Origin of the sequence: Nocardioides pollutisoli, from assembly GCF_040045055.1 — a bacterium.
GTDB lineage: Bacteria > Actinomycetota > Actinomycetes > Propionibacteriales > Nocardioidaceae > Nocardioides > Nocardioides tweenelious.
In genome coordinates this window covers 3140255-3154745 of sequence record NZ_JBDZDU010000001.1, presented here as the reverse complement: position 1 = coordinate 3154745, position 14491 = coordinate 3140255, and the positions used below count along the sequence as shown (strand labels likewise).

15 protein-coding genes are annotated in these 14491 nt (G+C 66.9%); 9 read left to right on the top strand and 6 right to left on the bottom strand.

The window, feature by feature from the left end; all coding sequences use genetic code 11:
• Positions 1-71 precede the first annotated feature (71 nt).
• From ABLE68_RS15470 to ABLE68_RS15460, 3 genes are all read right to left on the bottom strand, one after another.
• A complete protein-coding gene (locus ABLE68_RS15470; protein ID WP_348872528.1) occupies positions 72-1163 on the bottom strand; it encodes a branched-chain amino acid aminotransferase in 1092 nt (363 codons plus the stop codon).
• Positions 1164-1253: 90 nt separating this feature from the next.
• On the bottom strand, positions 1254-2333 hold the full coding sequence (locus tag ABLE68_RS15465; protein WP_348872527.1) for a 3-isopropylmalate dehydrogenase: 1080 nt from the start codon (positions 2331-2333) through the stop codon (positions 1254-1256).
• 10 nt (positions 2334-2343) lie between these two features.
• On the bottom strand, positions 2344-2481 hold the full coding sequence (locus ABLE68_RS15460) for a hypothetical protein (RefSeq protein ID WP_348872526.1): 138 nt from the start codon (positions 2479-2481) through the stop codon (positions 2344-2346).
• A 124-nt stretch (positions 2482-2605) separates the two neighbouring features.
• On the opposite strand from ABLE68_RS15460, the gene ABLE68_RS15455 reads away from it, so the two are divergent.
• On the top strand, positions 2606-2866 hold the full coding sequence (locus ABLE68_RS15455; RefSeq protein WP_348872525.1) for a hypothetical protein: 261 nt from the start codon (positions 2606-2608) through the stop codon (positions 2864-2866).
• A complete protein-coding gene (locus ABLE68_RS15450; RefSeq protein WP_348872523.1) occupies positions 2863-3432 on the top strand; it encodes an O-methyltransferase in 570 nt (189 codons plus the stop codon). The genes ABLE68_RS15455 and ABLE68_RS15450 overlap by 4 nt, the downstream gene beginning before the upstream one ends.
• Before the next feature lie 99 nt (positions 3433-3531).
• Here the strand turns inward: ABLE68_RS15450 and yczE are convergent, their stop codons facing one another.
• Positions 3532-4188, bottom strand: a complete 657-nt coding sequence (yczE, locus tag ABLE68_RS15445; protein WP_348872522.1) for a membrane protein YczE — start codon at positions 4186-4188, stop codon at positions 3532-3534.
• 61 nt (positions 4189-4249) lie between these two features.
• Between yczE and yczR the strand changes: the two genes are divergently transcribed.
• Positions 4250-5686 carry a MocR-like transcription factor YczR gene (gene yczR / locus ABLE68_RS15440; RefSeq protein ID WP_348872521.1) on the top strand — a complete coding sequence of 479 codons (1437 nt, stop codon included), beginning with the start codon at positions 4250-4252 and terminating at the stop codon, positions 5684-5686.
• An 88-nt stretch (positions 5687-5774) separates the two neighbouring features.
• Here yczR and ABLE68_RS15435 read toward each other — a convergent pair whose 3' ends face one another.
• Entirely contained in the window at positions 5775-9245 is a 3471-nt protein-coding gene (locus ABLE68_RS15435) for a hypothetical protein (RefSeq protein WP_348872520.1), read from the bottom strand.
• A 279-nt stretch (positions 9246-9524) separates the two neighbouring features.
• Here ABLE68_RS15435 and ABLE68_RS15430 point away from each other — a divergent pair, with 279 nt between their 5' ends.
• The 6 genes from ABLE68_RS15430 to ABLE68_RS15405 all read left to right on the top strand — a co-directional run bounded on the left by ABLE68_RS15430 (position 9525) and on the right by ABLE68_RS15405 (position 14120).
• Positions 9525-10163, top strand: a complete 639-nt coding sequence (locus tag ABLE68_RS15430) for a GNAT family N-acetyltransferase (RefSeq protein WP_348872519.1) — start codon at positions 9525-9527, stop codon at positions 10161-10163.
• A 426-nt stretch (positions 10164-10589) separates the two neighbouring features.
• Positions 10590-11222: a CDP-alcohol phosphatidyltransferase family protein gene (locus tag ABLE68_RS15425; RefSeq protein ID WP_348872518.1), complete on the top strand. Its 633-nt coding sequence runs from the start codon at positions 10590-10592 to the stop codon at positions 11220-11222.
• 1 nt (position 11223) lies between these two features.
• Entirely contained in the window at positions 11224-12009 is a 786-nt protein-coding gene (locus tag ABLE68_RS15420; protein ID WP_348872517.1) for a hypothetical protein, read from the top strand.
• Between the two features lie 117 nt (positions 12010-12126).
• Positions 12127-12636, top strand: coding sequence for a metallophosphoesterase family protein (locus ABLE68_RS15415; RefSeq protein WP_348872515.1), 510 nt, complete (start codon positions 12127-12129; stop codon positions 12634-12636).
• A 49-nt stretch (positions 12637-12685) separates the two neighbouring features.
• Positions 12686-13486 carry an SRPBCC family protein gene (locus ABLE68_RS15410; protein WP_348872514.1) on the top strand — a complete coding sequence of 267 codons (801 nt, stop codon included), beginning with the start codon at positions 12686-12688 and terminating at the stop codon, positions 13484-13486.
• Positions 13487-13520: 34 nt separating this feature from the next.
• Positions 13521-14120 carry a class I SAM-dependent methyltransferase gene (locus ABLE68_RS15405; protein WP_348872513.1) on the top strand — a complete coding sequence of 200 codons (600 nt, stop codon included), beginning with the start codon at positions 13521-13523 and terminating at the stop codon, positions 14118-14120.
• Between the two features lie 12 nt (positions 14121-14132).
• Here the strand turns inward: ABLE68_RS15405 and ABLE68_RS15400 are convergent, their stop codons facing one another.
• Positions 14133-14408, bottom strand: a complete 276-nt coding sequence (locus tag ABLE68_RS15400; RefSeq protein WP_348872512.1) for a hypothetical protein — start codon at positions 14406-14408, stop codon at positions 14133-14135.
• Positions 14409-14491: the final 83 nt, after the last annotated feature.

The window sequence follows — 14491 nt, the reverse complement described above, 5'->3', positions numbered from 1 at the left end:
CTTACCTTATCCATATCGGGTCAGGGTGTGCAGCAGCGGGGCGTGGTTTCGAGACGGGACTTCGTCCCTCCTCAACCCACGATCTTGTGCATCCAGCCGAAGGTGTCCTCGGCGCGGCCGAACTGGACGTCGACCAGCTGCTCGCGGATCTGCGACCAGAGACCGGCGCCGCCCTCGGGGGTCGGGACCGAGCCGCCGTCCCACTTGAGCTCGCCGACCGGGGTCACGACCGCGGCCGTGCCGCAGGCGAAGATCTCGGTGATCTCGCCGCTGGTGACGCCGTCGCGCCACTCGTCGATGGAGAACTTCCGCTCCTCGACCTGGTGACCCATCTTGCCCGCGAGCTCGATGATGCTGGCGCGGGTGATGCCCTCGAGGATGGTGCCGGTCGCCGGGGTGACGATGTGGCCGTCGGCGTAGACGAAGTACATGTTCATGCCGCCGAGCTCCTCGACGTACTTGCCCTCCTGGCCGTCGAGGAAGACGACCTGGTCGCAGCCGTGGCTGGTGGCCTCCTGCTGCGCGACGAGCGAGCTGGCGTAGTTGCCGCCGGTCTTGGCCGCGCCCATGCCGCCGCGGCCGGCGCGGGTGTACTCCTCCGTGAGCCAGAGGCTGATCGGCTTCACGCCGCCCTTGAAGTAGGCACCGGCCGGGCTGGCGATCACCATGAACGTGACGTGCTGGGACGGACGGACGCCGAGGAACGTCTCGGACCCGAACATGAACGGCCGGATGTAGAGGCTCTTCTCCCCCGAGCCGGCCGCCGTGGCGTCGGGCACCCAGCGCTGGTCGGCGGTCACGAGGGCGTCGACGGCCTGGACGAAGTCGTCGACCTCGAGCACGGGCAGCGCGAGCCGGTGGCTCGAGCGCACCATGCGGGCGGCGTTCTCCTCGGGGCGGAAGGACCAGATCGACCCGTCAGGGTGCCGGTAGGCCTTCATCCCCTCGAAGGTCTCCTGCGCGTAGTGCAGGACCGCCGTCGCGGGGTCGAGGCTGAGCGGACCGTAGGGCTCGATCCGGGCGTCGTGCCAGCCGGCCTCGGGCGTCCACTCGACCCGGAACATGTGGTCGGTGAAGTGGTTGCCGAAGCCGGGGTTCTCGAGGATCTCCGCGAGGCGGGCGTCGTCGACGGGCGTGGTCGACGCGGTGGTGCTGATCTCCATGGATGACAACTTAGTAGGCCCTTCAGGTAAATGCAGACGGCCGGGCACACCAACGTGTGCCCGGCCGTCTGTGCGGATGTACGACGGGCGTCAGCCGCCTACTCGCGCGGCGATCGCGTCGCCGACCTCGGAGGTACGGCGCGTGGCGCCCGGGGTGCGGGCGGCGAGGTCCTCGATGGCCGCGGTCTCGATGGCCGCGGCGGCGTCGGCGTACCCGAGGTGGTCGAGCAGCAGCGAGGTGGACAGGATCGCGGCAGTGGGGTCGGCCTTCTGCTGGCCCGCGATGTCGGGCGCCGAGCCGTGGACGGGCTCGAACATGGAGGGAGCCGTCCGGTCGGGGTTGACGTTGCCGGAGGCCGCCAGGCCGATGCCGCCGGTGATGGCAGCGGCGAGGTCGGTGATGATGTCGCCGAAGAGGTTGTCGGTGACGATCACGTCGAAGCGCGCGGGGTCGGTGGTCATGAAGATCATCGCCGCGTCGATGTGCATGTAGTCGGTCGTGACCTCGGGATACTCGGCCGCGACCTCCTGGAACAGCCGCCACCACACGGAGCCGGCGTTCACGAGCACGTTGGTCTTGTGGACCAGGGTGAGCTTCTTGCGCGGGCGCCGCTGCGCACGGGCGAAGGCGTCGCGGACGACGCGCTCGACGCCGAAGGCGGTGTTGACCGAGACCTCGGTGGCCACCTCGGCCGGCGTACCGACGCGCAGGGCGCCGCCGTTGCCGGTGTAGGGGCCCTCGGTGCCCTCGCGGACCACGATGAAGTCGACCTCACCTGGGTTGGCCAGGGGCGACGCGGCACCGGGGTAGATCCGGGACGGTCGCAGGTTGACGTAGTGGTCGAGCTCGAAGCGGAGCTTGAGCAGGAGGCCGCGCTCGAGGATGCCGGGCGGCAGGTTCGGGTCGTTGGGCTTGCCACCGACCGCACCGAGAAGGATGGCGTCGTGCTCGCGGATCTCACGGAGCACGGAGTCGGGCAGCACCTCGCCGGTAGCGAGGTAGCGCTCGGCGCCGAGGTCGTAACGGGTCTGCTCGAACTTCACGCCCGTGGGTGACGCGACCTCGAGGACCTTGAGGGCCTCGGCGGTCACCTCCTGGCCGATGCCGTCGCCGGGGATGACGGCGAGGCGGATCGTGCCGGAGCTGGGGTTCGAGTCAGTGGTCGTCATGCGCCGAAGGTTAGTTGTCGTCCGGGCGCTGGCCGCCGTTGTCCCGCAGGTCGAGCGAGGCCTGGATGGCGGCGCTGATGTTCTCCTGGCTGCGCGGGTTGTCGGGGTGGTGCTGGGCAGGTCCCCACTCGGGGTACATGTCGTACATCGGTCTGCTCTCTCTCGTGGAAGGTTTCGTTTTCATCAGGTGTCCATTCGGCTCGATACACCTGGAACGAAGACTTCCCCGGGGAATGACCGGAGCGGCTCGTGGATCACACGAGACAAGAACCATGCAGATTGCGGATCGCGCTGAACTGATGGGCGACCACACCGCGAAGACGTCTTCGATCGAGATGTATCGAGAAGCCGTCAACGCCGAACACCACGGCGAGGTGGCTCCTCTAAAGAGCCTCGCCGTGGCGGTCAATAAGTACGAAGACGTTCCGCATGGTGATGACACCGTACGTGAGGGCGGCCCGTCGGGCGACGACATTCCACGGAGTGTTCGACATGCGAGACGACCGTCCCGCAATGAAAGACTCGCACCATGAGTCACCCACCCGACCTGCCCGACGTCGTCACCCGGGCGTTCGCGGTGTCCCGCAAGGCCGGGTACGCCTCCTTCTGCCGCAACGAGACCGGGCGCCTGCTGGCCGCCCTGGCCGCGACGCGCGGCGGCACGATGGCCGAGTTCGGCACCGGCTGCGGCGTCGGCACGGCGTGGCTGCGCTCCGGCGTACGCGGCACCGACACCAAGATCGTGACGGCCGAGCTCAACGCCAAGCTGGCCGACGCGGCCGCCGAGATCTTCGTCGACGACCCCCAGGTCGAGGTGCTCTCGGCCGACTGGTCGACGCTGCTCGACAAGGGCCCCTTCTCGCTGCTCTTCCTCGACTCCGGCGAGCCGACCGAGGTCAACGTCGACGCGGTCGCCGACCTGGTCGAGGCCGGTGGCATCGTCGTGCTCGACGACTTCACGCCGTGCGAGATGTGGCCGCCGATCAGCTACGGCCGGGTCGACACCCTCCGCGAGCAGTGGCTGACCGACGAGCGGTTCACCGCCGTCGAGGTGATGGTCGCCCCGGACGCGAGCGCCCTGATCGCCACCAAGCGCTGACCCCGCCCATCGTTGGTCGAGTAGCGAGTTCCGCTCATCATTCGTTGGTCGAGTAGCGAGCGCCAGCGAGCGTATCGAGACCCACCCCGAGACCCACCCTCAGTCAGGCTCGACGATCCACGCCGGCAGCCACCGCTGGGTGAGCGGGCCGATCGCCAGCGCGTAGAGGACGGTCCCGACCCCGATCGCGCCGCCGAGGAAGAGGCCGATCACGACCACGGTCACCTCGAGGCAGGTGCGGACCAGCCGCAGGGAGTAGCCGGTACGCCGCGACAGGCCGGTCATCAGGCCGTCGCGCGGACCACGGCCGAACTGGGCTCCGATGTACATCGCGCTCGCCAGACCGCACACCGCGATCCCGCCGAGCATCAGCGCGACCCGGAGCACCATGTTGTCCGGGCTGCCGAGCAGGGCCAGCGTCCCGTCGGCCGCGAACCCGACGACGAACGCGTTGGAGATGGTGCCCAGGCCGGGCATCTCGCGCAGCGGGATCCAGAGCAGCAGCACCACGAAGCTCATCACCACGACGGCCTCGCCGAAGGTGATCGGCAGGTGCTGGGTGAGCCCGGAGTGGAGCACGTCCCACGGCGCCAGGCCGACGTCACCGCGGACCATCATCGCCAGCGAGACGCCGTAGAGCACGAGGCCGACGTACAGCTGCACGAGCCGGCGGCCGAGCCGCCCGGCGCGCAGCTGGGCGATCGGGCCGAGGTCGGTCAGGCCGAGGCCGGTCGGGGCGTGGGCGATCTGGGTCACGAGAGCAGTCTGGTGCGAATTGGCCTGTTGCCAAATAGCCAATCGTGAAACAGTGGCCTGCATGACCCGCACCATCGGCGCCTCGCGCGTGGCCACTCTGGTCGGCGACTTCGACCGCTCCCCCGCCTACGCCGGGCTGGCTGACGCGCTCACCCTGCTCATCGGCGACGGCCGGATTGCGCTCGACACCCGTCTGCCCAGCGAGCGCGAGCTCACCGACGCGCTCGGTGTCTCGCGGACGACTGTCACCCGCGCGTACGCCGCCCTCAGCGAGGCGGGCTACGCCGAGGCCCGGCGCGGCGCGGGGACGTTCACCCGCGTCCCCGGAGGACGCACCCGGGCCCACGACCGCGCACTGCTCCCCCGCGCCGGCGACAGCGACGCGATCGACCTCAACTGCGCGGCACCCTCCGCGCCGCCCGCCCTCGCGAAGGCGTACGCCGACGCGGCAGGCGACCTCCCGGCGTACCTCGGCGGGCACGGCTACTTCCCCGCCGGTCTCCCCCAGCTCCAGCAGGCGATCGCGGCGTCGTACGACGAACGCGGCCTGCCGACGAGTCCCGACCAGATCATGGTGACGCCGGGTGCGCTCACCGCTGCGTCGATCGTCGCGCAGGCGCTCACCCGACCCGGCGACCGCGTGCTCGTCGAGTCGCCCGTCTACCCCAACGCCACCGACGCGCTGCGCCACGGCGGCGCCCGGCTCACGCCGTCGCCGGTCGACCCCGAGGGCTGGGACCTCGACGCCGTCGCCGCCGTGCTCCGGCAGACCTCACCCAAGCTCGCCTACTTGATCCCGGACTTCCAGAACCCCACCGGCCACCTGATGACCGACGCCCAGCGCGAGGAGTACGCCGCCCACCTCCGCCGCGCCCACACCACCGCGATCGTCGACGAGGCCCACCAGGCGCTGCCGCTCGACGGTCAGGAGATGCCACGCCCGTTCGCGGCGTACTCGCCCGACACGATCACCCTCGGCAGCGCGAGCAAGAGCTTCTGGGGCGGGCTGCGTCTCGGCTGGATCCGCGCGCCGCACTCCCTCATGGAGCAGCTCACCCAGGCCCGGATCAGCATGGACCTCGGCGCCCCCGTCATGGAGCAGCTCGTGCTCGTCCGGCTCCTCGCCGACGCCGACGCGATCCTTGCGGAGAACCGCCTCCGCCTGCGCGAGCAGCGCGACGCCCTCGTCGCCGCCGTCCGCGAGCACCTCCCCGAGTGGACCTTCGTCGTCCCCACCGGAGGCCTCGCCCTCTGGTGCCGACTCCCCGGCCCTCACGGCACCGCCATCACCGCCGAGGCCGAGCGCCGCGGCGTCATCATCGCCCCCGGCCCGGTCTTCGCCGCCGAGGGCGGCCTCGACACCTTCGTCCGGATCCCGTGGACCAAGCCCGCCGACCAGCTCACCGACGCCGTACGACGCATCGCGGACGCGTGGTCGGTCGTGCGGGATCAGCCCGGTCGTGCCACCGCCGTCTCGGGCCGAGTGATGGTGGCCTGAGAGGTCCGCCCGGTCGCGTCATTCCGCCCAGAATGCCGCACCCTCGACGTCCGCACGACGTTGTCGCGAGCGGGCATGCTGAGCTCGGCTACCGCCGGCCGCGCTCCTTCCTTCTTTCGCGCCTCCGCCGGAGTCCTAGGACGTCCAGGTCCAAGTCCGCGAATGCCAGAACCGGGACCGGGCTCGTTTCAATGAGGGGACTCACGAGTGGGTCACTCGTGACAACTACCCCTACGACGGAGCAGTCGTCAGCGTTTCCGTCGACGCCGAAATGAGTCAGCACACGAGCGAGGTTGGCTCCGAGCCATTCGATGCGTCGCCGATGTTTCTCCACGGTTGATCGTTCTGGTTTCTTCCCTTGCTTGCCGGCGAAGAGCTTCACGACTTCATGTGACATCTCCGCAGGGGTCCTGGCGATCTCAAAGTCCTTCGCTTCAATGGCGACAACGGTGCGGGTGTCCGGGTGCCATGCGAGGACGTCGATATCACCAAGGTCGAGTCCATCCGCATCTGCGATGCGCGTTCCGCCGATCTTGTCCACTGCGAGCTCGGCTGTGACGCCGAGGTCGCGCAGCCGTTGTGCGACGTCTGCGGCATATGCGTCGTTGATGCGGCCCCGCGCTTCGGAGACGTACGCCTTCATTGCTTGGGTCTTAGCGCTCGCTTGCAACCGTCCGGAGGTGAGACTGGTGTACCAATAGGGTCCGGTGTTGAGAACGCTCCTGAAGCCGAAGACCAAATGCTCACCCTGCAGGACGAGCGGCCTCCGTACGTAGGACATGTTGCGGTTGAAACGCCACGGGACAGCGTCGGGGCCGATGCTCATGAAGTCCTCGCGCGGGGTCAGCGTGATGGCGTGCAGCACGGTCTCGACCACCTCCGGGTCGAGACTGCGATTGGTCGCCACGTCGCTCAGTGCGTCCGGGCGGGCAATGCGAGTGACTTGGTCTGCGGTACCAAGGTCGAGCAATCCACCGCACACCTCGCGCAGGTCGGCCAGCGTAAAGCCGTACTCACTGCGCATCGCGCCTGCGCTCTCGCTCACGATGTCCGGTCCGGATGCGGTGGTGGAGCCGTCTGTCGATGGCGCGATCGCAGTTCGGATTGCGCGCACTCCGGCCGCCTCCGCGTAAGCCTTAATGGCGTGGTCGACTGGTTCGTCACGGTTCATGCCGAGGCGACCCGATTCGAGGATGGAGACGTCGAAATCCGCGAGTTTGTAGTGCAGGAAGTCTGACGCTGTTCCGCGGTCAATGATCTCCCGAGCCACACCTAGGAGTTGGTAGTAGTCGCGCGTCGTGGGCACTCGATCACCGTCCGGTGGTTGGGCGGCGACATATTCGATGAGGAACCGGTTGGCTCGGTGAGCAGTCGCGCTCTCACTTCGGTGCTTGACCAGTTCCTTGGTTGTCTCAGCGTCGGCCCCGAAACAAGCCAGTCGCGACCGAAGCATCCGTGCGTTGTAGTTCACGAAGTAGACGAGTGCCTCGTTCTGTGCGACGAGGTAGTCAAGCAGGGCCTGTTGGTCGTAACGGGCGACGTCTATCTCAAGGAGCTTGAACAGGTGACTAACCGCCTTGTTTAACGCTTCAGACCTGTCATCACCTGTTAGCGGCCCCACCACGAGACCGGCACCGTTCGGATGGCGGAGCCATTCGCCGAGCTCGTCAAGAATCTGAGCAGTGACCTGTTCGTGCCCAGTAAGGGGTGCTGGGAGGCGCTCGGCGCGCATGTCGGGAGCGTTGTCTTCGTTGAACGCGTTGAGCATTCTCTTCGGGCCAAGCGGCGCGACTAGGTCAACAAGCGACGGGGCTGCGCTGGCGTCAACTTCGAACAGGCCGGTGAGTAGTGCCGTCACGAGGTGCCGCTCCGCGATGTTCGATTCCTCTTGGAGTTGGGCGGTGAACTGGTCGGTAAACCGCAGCGTCAGTGTCCCTTCACCTCGTGTCGCGACGATTGGATGCTCGGCCGAAGCGCCCACATTGCGGCGCCATGCGGATGCTGGGCCAGGCGACACCACTAGGTGGCTCCTGCGTGACCTGGGTGTCATCGCGCCGACGACCATGCATTCACGGACCCAGAAGGACACGCATTCGAGGAGTAGAGCGGCCACATCTGGCGACGGTTCGTCATTCATGTCTGGGCTGACGAAGACCGCGACGGTTCCAACTTCAACGACGTACCCGATGTACGAAGCTGACGACTCGATGACGAAGATCTCGGGAGTGTCTCGGTTGTACCGCCGCTTGGCTTGGACCATGGGTCGGCCCGGGACAGGCGCTTCAACGCCGTGGCGGTCCGTCTCCTCAAAGAATTTTTCCCGTTCGAAGTATCCGTCGCCCGTCTGGAAGAGAACGAAGTTGGGCGGACCGTCGTCGGAGAAGTAGAACGACTTCTCGTTGTCCTCGTACGTCGTGTACTCGTCGAGGATGTTGGTCGACATCGAGTCGCCGGGCCGACGGTCGACGGCTTCGGCGAAGTACAGCAACCCGAGAGCACCGTCCGGCTCGCGGTGAAGCATGACCTCTAAGTCATCGGCCCTGGACATCAGGACCGGGTCCGCGCCGTCCACGTTCGGGACACCCCAAAACGAGGAGCGGCCCGGACTGTCCGTGATGACCAGGTGCAACACCGTTTCCGCCGATGAGTACGCGGATCGCTCGCCTGGTTCGAGGAGGCGACCGATGCGGTTGAGAACTGCATGGGTGTCGTACATCCCCCAAACCTTCTCTGGAGTCCAGTCGGCCAGGGGATCGGTCGCTGCGATGACATGCAGGTCCGTTGCCGGGTCAAGAGCGAACAGGAACCGGTTCATCGACTCGTCCTCCGACAGAACCCTTCGTTCGGCGTCGCGAGGCAGCAACCGCTCGACTCGTCGGACAGCAGCATTGCGGTAGCGCTTGCCGAGTTCGTCGAGTTGCCCCTCCTGATACGCGAAACGAAGCAAGTGGTGGCGGATGGTTAGCAGCAGGTCAACGGGCACCGCTACCTGATACCCGTCCTGCAACCGGAGGAAGGGCATCTCCAGGAGCCGGTCCTCCAAGACATCGTCGTCGCACGGTTCAACGAGTTCGCCGGGGTCGAGCGCGAAGGTGTCGACGACCATATGCAGCCAAGAGCCGTGTGCTTCTAGATCCTCATGGCTGACGAACGCAGCCCGCGCCAACTCTTCAAGGCGCGACGCGCTCGGTACATCGACCGGCGTCCTTGGCGACCTACCCGGTCGTGTTCCCCTGGTGAGTCCGGCCCGTGTCAGCACAAGGTTGCTCACTGTGAGAAGACCTTGAATGAGTTGCCGCATGAGAACGCGAACCTCCGTTGGCATCCAGTCCTCACGGAATGCCGCGTCGGCAAGGTTCTCCACATCGGAGACGGTGTTCTCACCGGAGCCGGGCGAGACGAGATACTCGCCGCCGAAGAAGGAAACGCTTTGAATGAGGATCTCGGAGTACGGGTCCTCCTCGCGCGTGATTCGGCTACCTCCGATGTCGTCGCGCTTGAGCAGGGTCCGCACCATGCTCGAACTCAGCGGATTGCGGGAGTCGTCCGCGATCGCCATGCCGAGTGCTGCTAAGCGGTGCAGGCGCACTAAACGCGACGCGTTGGTTGGCAACAGCATCAGCCCCGATGCGGCGCCGACAATCGCAGGACCACCGACGTGCGCAGGAGCGTCGACAACTACAGTTCCGGCCACGCTCCTAATTTGTCAGCCGGTACCGACAAACGTTGCTCTTTCCGCGTCGATTCCGCCAGATTGGGCGTCGTCGGAGTCGGCGAGCGGTCGGTGTCACCGCCAAGGCACCTACTCCCATCCTCCGGAGCAGATATGTTTCGCGTCATGCCCGTCACGATCGCCTCTACGATCGCCGAACTTGCCGCAGCTCAGGCTCTGTTCGAGGAAGCGATTCCGGGGATCGCACCCGACGCGGTGCCGATGACGTCCTGGGGTCAGAGGAACTACGACGTGACGGTCGCCCAGTTCCGCGGCGATGATGGCGAACTGTTCGGAGCCGCGTTGACCTGCCGAGCTCAAGCCGCTGTCATGTCGGTTCTGATGGGAGATCCCCTGGGTTTTCGCCCAGTACTGGAGCAGCACAGTGAGCTCGACCTGATTGCGGTACGCCCAGATTCGCGATCGAAGGGCGTCGGCTCGGCCTTGATCGAGTTCTTGGAAGAAGGGCTCGTGGCTGCTGGGGTGCGGGTGTGGTTCGGCAACGTCACTCCAGGCCTGGACGTGGACCGACTTGAGTCATTTTATGGCCGACACGGCTTCACCGTTGGCGAGCGGGGGGCGCCTCTCCCTCGGTTGCTCGGTAAGGATTGGGCGCCACCGCTTCTTGCCGAGAAGCCGGCGTTCTACTTCCACAAGACTCTGGGCGACGCCGCGACGCATTCAGATTTGAGTCATCGCGTTGTTACGCCACCCGACCCGAGGAAGGCGCGGCGCGCCGGGAAGTCCAAGAAGCGGAAGCGGTAGACGCCGATGCAGGCTCGTCATTCCACCGCCTGTCGGGCGCGCCACCCAGATGCGGGCACCAACAATCCCGCCATGACGATGACGCTCCCAGACAGATACTGGTGGACGCTCGGGCGATCGCCGGCGTCACGACTCGGCAAGACACGAGCGCGGCTCTCGTGAGCGCGTCGCCCGGCAGGGGATGCGAGCACCCGGTTCGGAGTCACAACAGATCAGGGGACTAGGGGTTCGACGTGGACGGACAGACGGGTAGGGGCTGCGCGTGGCGCGACGGTTGGTGCGGTGTTGCTCGCGTGTCCTTCGTTGTAGGAGCGTGCGGCCCATAGATGCCGGAAAGGCCGGATCTAGAATTTTTAGGAAAGCGATGTGCTCGAATCGCCGCTTCCAATACGCTCACCGGCGGACTCGACTACCAAAGTGGGGACTATGTCGTCTGCGATCTTGCCGAGGCTTCATGATGGCCCGACAGCGCTCACATTGCGTTCCCCTGGCGCGCGGCAGAGGGCTGCAGACCGGTCAATACGATATTGGCTCGTCGCTGCACCAACCCTGGTTCGGATCCCAGTCGCGGGCGTACTTACCTGGGCGTTGATCATGGAGGCGGCACTCTCGAGTCTCGTTCTGATCGTCGCCTACGTTGCGCTCGACATTGTCGATGGCAAGGTCGCTCGAGTCTTCGGGTACGACGACGCGCTGCGTCGTACTCTTGACGTCGTCATCGACAGGGTCTCAATCCACGTCTTTCTTTTGACGTGCTGCCTTGTGTTCGATAGCGGCTGGGCCCTATTCGTCGCTCTTGTCGTGCGCGACTTGGCGCACGGCGCCTTCAGCTTGCACTTGCTGCGCGGCCGGGACGTTGTCGTCGTCGGGGCGAAGTGGCATTCGATTTATGGTCTGTTCATCGCCGTGTATGTGTCTCTAGTGGTGACAGCGTCGCCGGCGAGTGCAGCAATCGGGTGGGTTGTCCTCCTGGCAAGCGTGATTGTTCTCGTGGACTACTGCCGTAGCGCCACTGCGGCAGCGGGCTACTACAGCAAACATCTGGCTGCGGAGGTCTGAGATGTCAACGCAGCCGCGAGAGCCTGCAGTTCGAGACCTCGAACTCATTCCTCAGGGACAGGTCGCGACAGTCGCGAGCTTCACGTGCTTTTCACTGACGTTATTCGCCGGAGCGACGTACTTCCTGGCTCCGGAGGCGGCCCCGCCGTGGTACTACCTCCCGATTACGATCCTCAGTTGCTTCGGTGTGTGGGCGAGCTTTCGGTTCAAGCGGTTTACGGATTTTCTGCGGCGGCGTTTCGCGTTCGTCGGAGCGTGGATGCGGCACATCGATGTCCTTCTGTTCGGCAACCCCGGCCAGGACGAGCTCGATGCTGTGCAACAGCCGAAAGCGATCGATGACACGGGGATGCAGCTAGTCATACCTGCGTCACCCTGGCCGAGGTCGCACGCGTTCCGCGTGCAGCTCATGGGTGTGAGCGCAGTGATCTTCAGCGCTTGGATCACGATGTACTCGGGTGGACCGTTTGACAGTCCCGCAGGGCAGATTCTCCTGGCGTTGCCGCTCCTGTCCCCCATCGTCGCTCGCCGTGGGGCGTCAATCGTCGCCGTATACCTCTACACCGTCGTCGTCGCGATCGTCTGCGACAAGGTGCTTCCTCATCGCGAGGAGACGCCGGGCCACGATTGGCTGATCTTCACCGCGGTGATCGTCCTCGGCCTGTCCGCACTGATCGCAGCGCGCCTCAAGCGCAACGAAGTCGTTGCCCGAAGACTCCTTCAAGAGGCACGGACGAGTGCCGCTAAAACTGATCATTTCCCGGATGGGCCCAACCTGGTCGATTGATGAGCCGCCGAAATTCGAGCAGTTTCCGCTGGATCATTCCGCCGCGAATGAAGGGGCTAGCCATCGCTAACGCGCTGCACCTCTGATGCTTCGGACCCTATGGAGTTGACTGAACCCATGGCTGCCCGACTCCTGCTCCTGGCGGACACCCATGTGCCCAAGCGGGCCCGCGACCTGCCGGCGGAGGTGTGGCGGGCGGCGGAGGACGCCGATGTCGTGATCCACGCCGGCGACTGGGTTGACGTACGCCTCCTCGACGAGCTCGAGGCGCGATCCACGAGGCTCGTCGCGTGCTGGGGCAACAACGACCACGGCGAGTTGCGCGAGCGACTGCCCGAGGTCGCGCGGGTCGAGGTGGAGGGCGTCCGCGTGGGCGTGGTCCACGAGACCGGGCAGGCCCAGGGGCGCGAGCAGCGCATGAGCGTTGAGTACGCCGACCTCGACGTGCTCGTCTTCGGCCACAGCCACATCCCGTGGGACACCGTGACGTCGACCGGCCTGCGGCTGCTCAACCCTGGCTCGCCCACCGACCGGCGCAGGCAGCCGCACTGCACCTACATGACTGCGACGGCAGTCGACGGCGGGCTCAGCGACGTCGTCCTGCACCAGCTCCCTGCGCGCGGATAGAGGACGTACAGGGCAGAGCGCCCAGGGCCTGTGTGCCAGTCTCGAGGTCATGTTGGTCGAGGCGGTGGGGGCGGCGCATCCCGAGTCAGTCTGGTGGCGGTTCACCACCCCGTCGCAGTGGCCGACGTGGGCTCCGCAGATCCGCGACGTGACATCGGCTGACTCCGAGCTGCGGGTGGGAGGCACCGGCCGGGTGTCCGGACCTGGTCCGCTCAGCGTCGACTACGAGATCGTCGAGGTCGATGCCGACCTGCGGGCCTGGTCGTGGGACGTGGCGGTCGGGCCGGCACGGGTGCAGATGCGCCACTACGTGCTGCCGACCGCGCAGGGCGGCAGTCGGGCGCTCCTGCAGGTGCACGGTCCGGCGGCGGTCCCCGCGCAGGCCTACCGGCCGATGGCAGGTGCAGCGCTACGCCGACTGGTTGCCATGCCCTCGCCGGGGGTCGAGCACGCCCGGCCGTCCGAGGTCGTCCGCGAGTTCGAGTTCGCCTTCACCCCGGCGTACGCCGCGGCCGCTCGACCGTTCGGGATCACTCCGGCGACGACGTCGGTGGAGGTGGGTCCGCACTGGCTCTACGTCCGCTACGGGCCGTGGAAGCTGCTGACACCGCGTGCGAACGTCGTCGCCGCGCAGCTCACCGGCGGCTTCAGCTTCGTCAAGACCGCCGGTCCCGCTCATCTGTCGCTGAGTGATCGCGGGGTGTCGATGATGAGCAACGGCGACCGGGCCCTGTGCCTGGAGTTCGCCGAGCCCGTGACGGCCATCGACACCACGGGCCTCATCCGGCATCCCGGCGCAACCCTCGCTGTCGCCGACCCCGAGGGCCTGGCAGCAGCGCTGGGTGTCTGACCCAGCAGGGCGTGAGAGCCAGTAGGTTCGGAGGATGCGCAACGGTGGCGGGCATCCCTTCGCCGCGCGCTGGAACCACAACACGCACTACTTCCCGCTCCTCGCCTCACGCGTCCCGGCCTCGGCGAGCCGGGTGCTGGACGTCGGGTGCGGCGAGGGCACGTTCTGCCGCTACGTGGCGACCGACCGGAGGTCCGTGGTCGGAGTCGACTCGGACCCGTCGGTGCTGCCCATCTCGTCGCCGGGCGTCAGCTGTGCCGCGGCCTCGGCGGTCGCGTTGCCGTTCGGGGACGGCTCCTTCGACGCGGTGACGATGACGATGGTGCTCCACCACGTCCACCCCGAGCGCGCCCTGTCCGAGGCGGTCCGGGTGCTCGCCCCGGGCGGCGTCCTCCTGGTGCTCGGGTTCGGACGCCGAGGGGGTCCGAGGGACCTGCTGCACGAGGTCCGGGACGTCCTGACCCACCAGGTGGTCTCCCGACGGATGCAGGCGTGGGACCCACCGACGGTCAAGGCGGACCCGCCCGACACGTGGGCGACGGTGCGGGCGACGGTGGCCCGGGCGCTTCCCGGCAGCACCTATCGGCGGCTGCCGATGTGGCGCTACCTCGTCGAGTGGCGCAAGCCGCACTGAGTACGACGCGCCCTAGCTGCTCGATCCCAGCCGCGACCGGAGCCAGCTGTTCGTCCCAGCCGCCAGGCCCTTGGCCTTCGGGAGGTCGCCGACGGGGATGACCGCGAGGGAGACGCCGTCGGCGAGCGACCACTTGAGAGCGTGGTAGACCTGCGACAGCGTGTGGTCGCTGTCCACGAAGGCGAGTCCGCCGGCGGCGACCACGACCTCGCGCCACGGCCCGGCGAGATCGCGCGCGACGTCCAGCTCGAGCAGATCGGCCGAGGTCCAGGCGGCGTACACGGTCACCTCGCAGGTGTTCCCCGTCGCCGTACGTCGTACGCCCGTGCCGGGGATCCGGCAGCCGCGAAGGGTTAGGTGCGACCGCGACG